Origin of the sequence: Caenibacillus caldisaponilyticus (assembly GCF_002003465.1) — a bacterium.
Taxonomy (GTDB): domain Bacteria; phylum Bacillota; class Bacilli; order Bacillales; family Sporolactobacillaceae; genus Caenibacillus; species Caenibacillus caldisaponilyticus.
Window position 1 is genome coordinate 1 of record NZ_BDDQ01000071.1, and the last position, 6294, is coordinate 6294.

The 6294-nt window shown below is 49.4% G+C and carries 3 protein-coding genes, 16 tRNA genes and 2 rRNA genes; 1 reads left to right on the plus strand and 20 read right to left on the minus strand.

Annotated features, from left to right (window positions below; genetic code table 11):
• Nucleotides 1–392: 392 nt before the first annotated feature.
• The 14 genes from CCB157_RS15380 to CCB157_RS15445 all read right to left on the minus strand — a co-directional run bounded on the left by CCB157_RS15380 (nucleotide 393) and on the right by CCB157_RS15445 (nucleotide 1863).
• A tRNA-Leu gene (locus CCB157_RS15380) sits at nucleotides 393–478 on the minus strand.
• A 34-nt stretch (nucleotides 479–512) separates the two neighbouring features.
• Nucleotides 513–601, minus strand: a tRNA-Leu gene (locus CCB157_RS15385).
• Between the two features lie 14 nt (nucleotides 602–615).
• Nucleotides 616–690: transfer RNA gene (locus CCB157_RS15390), tRNA-Cys, on the minus strand.
• 31 nt (nucleotides 691–721) lie between these two features.
• Nucleotides 722–796, minus strand: a tRNA-Gly gene (locus CCB157_RS15395).
• A gap of 3 nt (nucleotides 797–799) precedes the next feature.
• A tRNA-Gln gene (locus CCB157_RS15400) sits at nucleotides 800–873 on the minus strand.
• A gap of 13 nt (nucleotides 874–886) precedes the next feature.
• A tRNA-His gene (locus CCB157_RS15405) sits at nucleotides 887–962 on the minus strand.
• 9 nt (nucleotides 963–971) lie between these two features.
• Nucleotides 972–1045 (minus strand) — tRNA-Trp (locus tag CCB157_RS15410).
• 3 nt (nucleotides 1046–1048) lie between these two features.
• A tRNA-Tyr gene (locus CCB157_RS15415) sits at nucleotides 1049–1133 on the minus strand.
• Between the two features lie 22 nt (nucleotides 1134–1155).
• Nucleotides 1156–1231: transfer RNA gene (locus CCB157_RS15420), tRNA-Thr, on the minus strand.
• Nucleotides 1232–1241: 10 nt separating this feature from the next.
• Nucleotides 1242–1317: transfer RNA gene (locus CCB157_RS15425), tRNA-Phe, on the minus strand.
• A gap of 4 nt (nucleotides 1318–1321) precedes the next feature.
• Nucleotides 1322–1397 (minus strand) — tRNA-Asp (locus CCB157_RS15430).
• 12 nt (nucleotides 1398–1409) lie between these two features.
• Nucleotides 1410–1484, minus strand: a tRNA-Met gene (locus tag CCB157_RS15435).
• Nucleotides 1485–1633: 149 nt separating this feature from the next.
• A tRNA-Val gene (locus CCB157_RS15440) sits at nucleotides 1634–1709 on the minus strand.
• 79 nt (nucleotides 1710–1788) lie between these two features.
• Nucleotides 1789–1863, minus strand: a tRNA-Glu gene (locus CCB157_RS15445).
• Between the two features lie 1088 nt (nucleotides 1864–2951).
• Here CCB157_RS15445 and speE point away from each other — a divergent pair.
• Nucleotides 2952–3815 (plus strand): polyamine aminopropyltransferase, encoded by an 864-nt coding sequence (gene speE, locus CCB157_RS15450; protein ID WP_077616749.1) that lies wholly within the window; start codon nucleotides 2952–2954, stop codon nucleotides 3813–3815.
• A gap of 163 nt (nucleotides 3816–3978) precedes the next feature.
• Here the strand turns inward: speE and CCB157_RS15455 are convergent, their stop codons facing one another.
• The 6 genes from CCB157_RS15455 to CCB157_RS15480 form a co-directional block, all read right to left on the minus strand.
• Complete coding sequence (locus CCB157_RS15455; RefSeq protein ID WP_077616750.1) at nucleotides 3979–4803, minus strand: hypothetical protein; 825 nt, start codon at nucleotides 4801–4803, stop codon at nucleotides 3979–3981.
• 128 nt (nucleotides 4804–4931) lie between these two features.
• Nucleotides 4932–5645, minus strand: a complete 714-nt coding sequence (locus CCB157_RS15460) for a tyrosine-type recombinase/integrase (RefSeq protein ID WP_077616751.1) — start codon at nucleotides 5643–5645, stop codon at nucleotides 4932–4934.
• 190 nt (nucleotides 5646–5835) lie between these two features.
• Nucleotides 5836–5927, minus strand: a tRNA-Ser gene (locus tag CCB157_RS15465).
• A gap of 4 nt (nucleotides 5928–5931) precedes the next feature.
• Nucleotides 5932–6006: transfer RNA gene (locus tag CCB157_RS15470), tRNA-Asn, on the minus strand.
• Nucleotides 6007–6031: 25 nt separating this feature from the next.
• A 5S ribosomal RNA gene (rrf, locus tag CCB157_RS15475) occupies nucleotides 6032–6148 on the minus strand.
• Nucleotides 6149–6206: 58 nt separating this feature from the next.
• Nucleotides 6207–6294 (minus strand): 23S ribosomal RNA (locus tag CCB157_RS15480); the annotation flags it as partial.

Genomic DNA, 6294 nt, shown 5'->3' on the forward strand with positions numbered 1-6294 from the left:
AGCAAAACCTCTCGATTTTGGTTGCCATCCTTAGAAGGCGTATCGTACAGGCCTCCCCGGATAAGAGTGCGGACTTTCCACTCATGTACCTGCCCAATATACCGCCACAGCCCTTGGCGGCTTAGGACTTCATCTTGTTATGCAGACTCATCCGACTGTGACAGCCTCAAATTGGGTTCGTGTCCCTCAGGTCGAGTGTTTGCCTCCGGCTTCCTTCAGATTCCGCCTCACGGCGGACACCCTTGCCTTCAGCTAACGGTAGGCGCTCGCCAGCCCCCGTTCAGGACTTTCACCCTATAGCACCGCACCCATGCCGGGCGTACATAAAAAGGGATCTCATCTTCATGAGATCCCTTTAACCCAAAAGCTTTCTCAGCTCTATTCTTCATGTATGGTGCCAGTGGTGGGAGTCGAACCCACACTCCTAAAAGGAACACGATTTTGAGTCGTGCGCGTCTGCCAATTCCGCCACACTGGCATCGATTGACTTGTCAACCACCGACAGATGATCTTGGTGCCGAGGGCCGGACTCGAACCGGCACGGTAGTTACCTACCGCAGGATTTTAAGTCCTGTGCGTCTGCCAATTCCGCCACCCCGGCGAGACGCTAATAATTGGAGGCGGCACCCGGATTCGAACCGGGGAATAAGGGTTTTGCAGACCCGTGCCTTACCACTTGGCTATGCCGCCGCATTACCTTGGCCTCGGGATTGAACAATGATGGAGCGGAAGACGGGACTCGAACCCGCGACCCCCACCTTGGCAAGGTGGTGTTCTACCACTGAACTACTTCCGCATTTGGCTGGCCCAGCTGGATTCGAACCAGCGCTCGCGGATCCAAAGTCCGCTGCCTTACCGCTTGGCTATGGGCCAAAAAGAATATGTATGGGGCGGTTGATGGGAATCGAACCCATGCATGTCGGAGCCACAATCCGATGCGTTAACCACTTCGCCACAACCGCCACGATAAATGGCAGGGGCAGTAGGAATCGAACCCACACTAGAGGTTTTGGAGACCTCCGTTCTACCGTTAAACTATGCCCCTAAGTGGTGGAGGGAGGAGGATTCGAACCTCCGAACCCAGAGGGAGCGGATTTACAGTCCGCCGCGTTTAGCCACTTCGCTATCCCTCCACAATCAGTCGGGAAACGCATCTGGTGCCGGCCAGAGGACTTGAACCCCCAACCTACTGATTACAAGTCAGTTGCTCTACCGATTGAGCTAGGCCGGCAGTTATAAAATGGTGGCTCGAGACGGAATCGAACCGCCGACACGAGGATTTTCAGTCCTCTGCTCTACCAACTGAGCTATCGAGCCACACTGGCGGACCCGACCGGACTCGAACCGGCGATCTCCTGCGTGACAGGCAGGCATGTTAACCACTACACCACGGGTCCGTGATATTTATTTGGTTGCGGGGGCGGGATTCGAACCCGCGACCTTCGGGTTATGAGCCCGACGAGCTGCCACTGCTCCACCCCGCGACGATAAAAACTGCTTACTGCCGTTGTCCCTTCCTCCGCGAGCCTCGCTCCGAAACCGGATGTATCGGAACCACTCGCAGCGTCTCGGCGAAAGTGTCGCTCATTGCTTCACTTCGCGTTGACGGGAAACACCACTCAGCAGATGGAAGTGGTGGAGGATGACGGGATCGAACCGCCGACCCTCTGCTTGTAAGGCAGATGCTCTCCCAGCTGAGCTAATCCTCCGCAACAAAGACATTGAATATTATACCTGATTGCTCTGTATTTTTCAAGAGGAAATTTAAAATAATGTTGAAAGAAAGAATGGTGACCCCTACGGGATTCGAACCCGTGTTACCGCCGTGAAAGGGCGGTGTCTTAACCACTTGACCAAGGGGCCATTTTTCAAAAGCGGAAGCGGCACAGATTTCGTGCCTGCAGGCTGATTGCCCCTGATATGTTTTAAGATGTTGCTTCAGCTTTCACCATCTGAAAACTTTCGTCTATCGACAGTTTCGATGGATTCGCTTTTCGATCGGTTATGTATTAGGATTTTGTGTCATCCGTAACACGCAAGAAATAGTATACAATCTCTTTTTGCGGTTTGCAACCCCCTAATTTGTTTTCCTTTTATTTTGGTTTTTATGGGATGACGGTTTTATCTGTTAAAGGTGTGATGGATGTCTCCGCGTTTTTTGGCCCGGCTGCGTAACCAGGAAAGAGGCCTCCTTCCATTGAGTACTCTCGAGTGAGTGCCGATTTTGTCGCCCCATCCTCCCATGCCCGTCACTGCATAGAAATGATTCTCAGACAATGATGAATCGACCGTTTTCTGCGGTTCTCCGGCTCGCACCATAAAACCGCGCACGAACCGGCAAGGGTCCGTGGCTTTTGCACCGTTCTCCGTGAGCGGAGTATAGGTGGAGACATGATTATATAGGACGCATGCCGCCGGCGTCTGAATGACAACGTGAGGTTGATTTTGACGAGCGGTTACAGTTTTACACATTTTCAAAGCCCTCGACAAAGAACATGCATTGGCCGACTTGCCGGCGCCGGCACAAGACCGCCATGCGGAAATTTGGTAATATGTCTCTTGGAGGCCTTTTTTCGCCTTCACCGAACAAAACAATTGATACCCCGCCGGGGACGGTCAAAAACGGCAACACGGAACATGAGCGTGCATCTCCTCGGGCTCATCAGCGGGATGAATCGATCCTTTTGTCTTGCCGCCTTCAAAAGGTTGTCCTATCCCCCTTTCCTAAATGGCTCACCAGCAAAAACGGAAGCGGATGAACCCGCCACATCGCTTCTCGTCGTTCAGTACGAAAAACGCGACGGGTTTCTGAACGGATATACCATTAAAATCATAAATGCTTCACTGTGATCACATGGTAAGATAATGGCGGGGTCATGTTGTCTACATTGTGGTAGAACCAAATATCTAACCGCATCAGATAGAAAACGCAAAATGGAGGGAACGAAAAAATGTCCAGCATGCCTAAATGGATCAAAGAGGTGAACGGGGAACTCTGGTTAACGGAAGATGAAAAAGAAAATCTCAAACTCAGCTATCGGGCAAAAAAGGTGATTCACTCGGAGCAATCCCCCTACCAACACGTCATGATCTTAGATACCTATGACTTTGGCCCGACCCTGGTTCTGGACGGCGTGGTCCAGACGACCTCGATGGACGGATTTATCTATAACGAAATGATTACCCATATTCCCTTGCTCACTCATCCCGATCCGAAAAATGTGCTGATCATCGGCGGTGGGGATTGCGGCGCCGCAAGAGAAGTGACCAAATATCCGAACGTGGAACGCATTGATATGGTGGAAATCGATCAGCTCGTTGTGAAACTTTGCAAAAAACATCTTCAGGCTGTTTCCGGAAACCTCAGCGACCCGCGAGTCAACTTTATTTTTAACGATGGCACTCAGTTTGTAAAAAACCATGAAAATACATACGACGTGATCATCGTCGACTCATCGGATCCCATTGGTCCGGCAGAACAGTTATTCAGCCTGGCGTTCTATCAAGATATTTACAGGGCGCTGAAACCGGACGGCCTCATGGTCTGCCAAAGCCAGTCGCCGATTTTCCACATGCCGGTTCTCAAGCAGACTTATGAGCGAATCCGGAGCCTCTTTCCCATCACCAAGGTATATACCGCCGTTGTTCCCACCTATCCGGGAGGCCTCTGGAGCTTCACCTTAGGTTCCAAAAAGCATGAGCCGATAGAACTCGATAAAAAGTGGGATAAAGAGGCCAAATATGTGAATGAAGGCATTTTGGCGAGTTGCTTCAATCTGCCGCAGTTCATGGTTAAAGAGCTGTTCCAAGACTGAAAATCTCGGCATCCCCCGCGGGAACCGATCGGTTTTGCAGGGTGAACCAGCCTCCTCCCAGCCAAAACCGCCCCGTCTCACCGGTCATCACTTGGCTGGTGCGACGGGGCGATGGTTGGGAATTTTTAATCCCCTTTTTATTCACGCTTCCTTTTCACAAATCTCACAGACCGAGCCATTTCTCTATCTCTGATTGAGACGCGACGACTTCTTTATTCTCGATGAGTTTCAATTCCTCGGAGTTGTCCGTATTGACGAGTACAACGTCAGGAGTGACAGGAAAATATCTCCATACATTCGTGTTCGCGTATTTTTCTTGTAACCGTTCAATTTCAAGCAGTTGATCTTCTACAAAAGTACTTTTTAAAGTTTCGTAAATGTGCGCTTCTACGGCTTTGGTTTTGGTTTTGTCCTCCCAAACAACAGCCACAGCCGTAGGACGCCATTCAATCTTATGATTGTTGAGCGAAGATACAACAGGTTCGGTCTCCCAGTCGATAATATGGTTTTTCCTGTATTTATCGCACAATGCGGTAAATCTTTGATTGACAGCGTTAAGTCTAACCATGTGACGATTTGAAAATTCCGTATTATACGGGCGCCGCCTTAGGTATTGAAACGATTGTTCCGTCAAAACGTACCAATGGGAAGCGGGTTTTCCGAACTTGAAAAAGTTGAGGTATCCTTTGTCAACCATTCCTTTTAAGCGACGGTTGGCGGACGAAATAGCTTCAACTTCCGGACGCCCTTCTGCATCAAAAATGGCGGCTACGGCATTTTTCCTGTCCATGACTTTTAAGGCATACGTTAATTTAACGGCTTCGGATTGTTTGAATGAAATGTAAGGAAAGTTAGACTTCGCTTGGGACCGATTAAAGGACTTGGCTTCCATTTCCTCGGGAGGCATGGTCGTATAGATTTTCTTGAAAATGGATCTAAACTCTGCCCCAGTAATAGGGTGTGTGTTAGAATTTACACCAGATGTCATTTGCTATTCCTCCTTTGTTTATAATATTGTTTTTGTAAGTGTTCGCATATAGTGTTCTCTTTATACATCCTTTATTATACAATGGTATAAACCATAACTCAAGTCCTAAAAATAAGCGGGACTCCCGTCTAACACAAAAGTTTTTCGACAGGTGAGAACTTTTTGTGCATTCCTTTGACTTCCGGGCTGAATAAGTTGACGTAAACACGCACCATTTCCATCGACTGATGACCGAGAATGGCTTGTAATTCATAGACGCCCGCGTCGTTTAAAATGCTCATTTTGGCGAACGTATGGCGGAACGTGTGCGGACTGCATCGAACGCCCTTAATGCCAGCCTTTTTGCCAAGCTGGGCGAGGCGTTTTTCTACCTGTCCCCGCGAGATTCGGGTGTTATTTACGGTGACAAAGAGGGCGTCTGTCTCTAAATAGCCCCGGATTTTCAAGTACTTCCGCAACTGATCCCGCATTTTCTTTCCAATGGGCACATAGCGCTCCAATTGGTTTTTCGGATCGCGCACTAGAACTTGCCCGGACTCCAATTCAACGTCATTCACGTCGATCGCGCACAATTCTTTCAAGCGGACGCCTGTTTCCAACAGGAATAGGATGATCGTATAGTCCCTCACCCCAGTAAATGTTTTCAAATCAACAGCGTTGAGCAAGGCTTGAATCTGTTCTTGCGAAAAAGTTTGAATGGGGTTGCGTTTCGCATTGAGCAGTTTAACATCTTTCATTGGATTTTGCGGGATTTTACCCTTATTCTCCAAGAAATTGAAGAAGGCACGCACAGCACGAAGGCGCGTATTGATGGATGTCACTTTGGCGCCATGTTCCATCATATTTTAGCTCGTCTTCAGACAACATGTTGGAGCGCCGTCCTTCCAATTTTAACCACACCTCCACACGATTTAGTCAACACGATTCTTCACGAAAAAATCGTGTCTACTATTGCCTAAAAATGGAAAAATTAAAACGGCTTCCGTAACCGGAAACCGTTGATATATAAGGGCTTGTTGGATTCGTATGTAGTGGCGGAGAGCGAGGGATTCGAACCCTCGAGACGGCTTTCGCCGCCTACACGATTTCCAATCGTGCTCCTTCGACCACTCGGACAGCTCTCCAACATGGCTCCGCAGGCCGGATTCGAACCAGCGACCCATCGGTTAACAGCCGATTGCTCTACCACTGAGCTACTGCGGAATGTCATGGAATATGTAAGGCAAAGGCCCGGCAACGTCCTACTCTCACAGGGGGTCGCCCCCCCATTACCATCGGCGCTGAAGAGCTTAACGGCCGTGTTCGGGATGGGAACGGGTGTGACCTCTTCGCCATCGTCACCGGACCTTTTTCACTTGTTGAAGGTTGCACCTTCAAAACTGATAACGAAGGTCCTGCATCGCTTGGTTAAGTCCTCGACCGATTAGTATCCGTCAGCTCCACGTGTCGCCACGCTTCCACCTCGGACCTATCGACCTCATCATCTCTGAG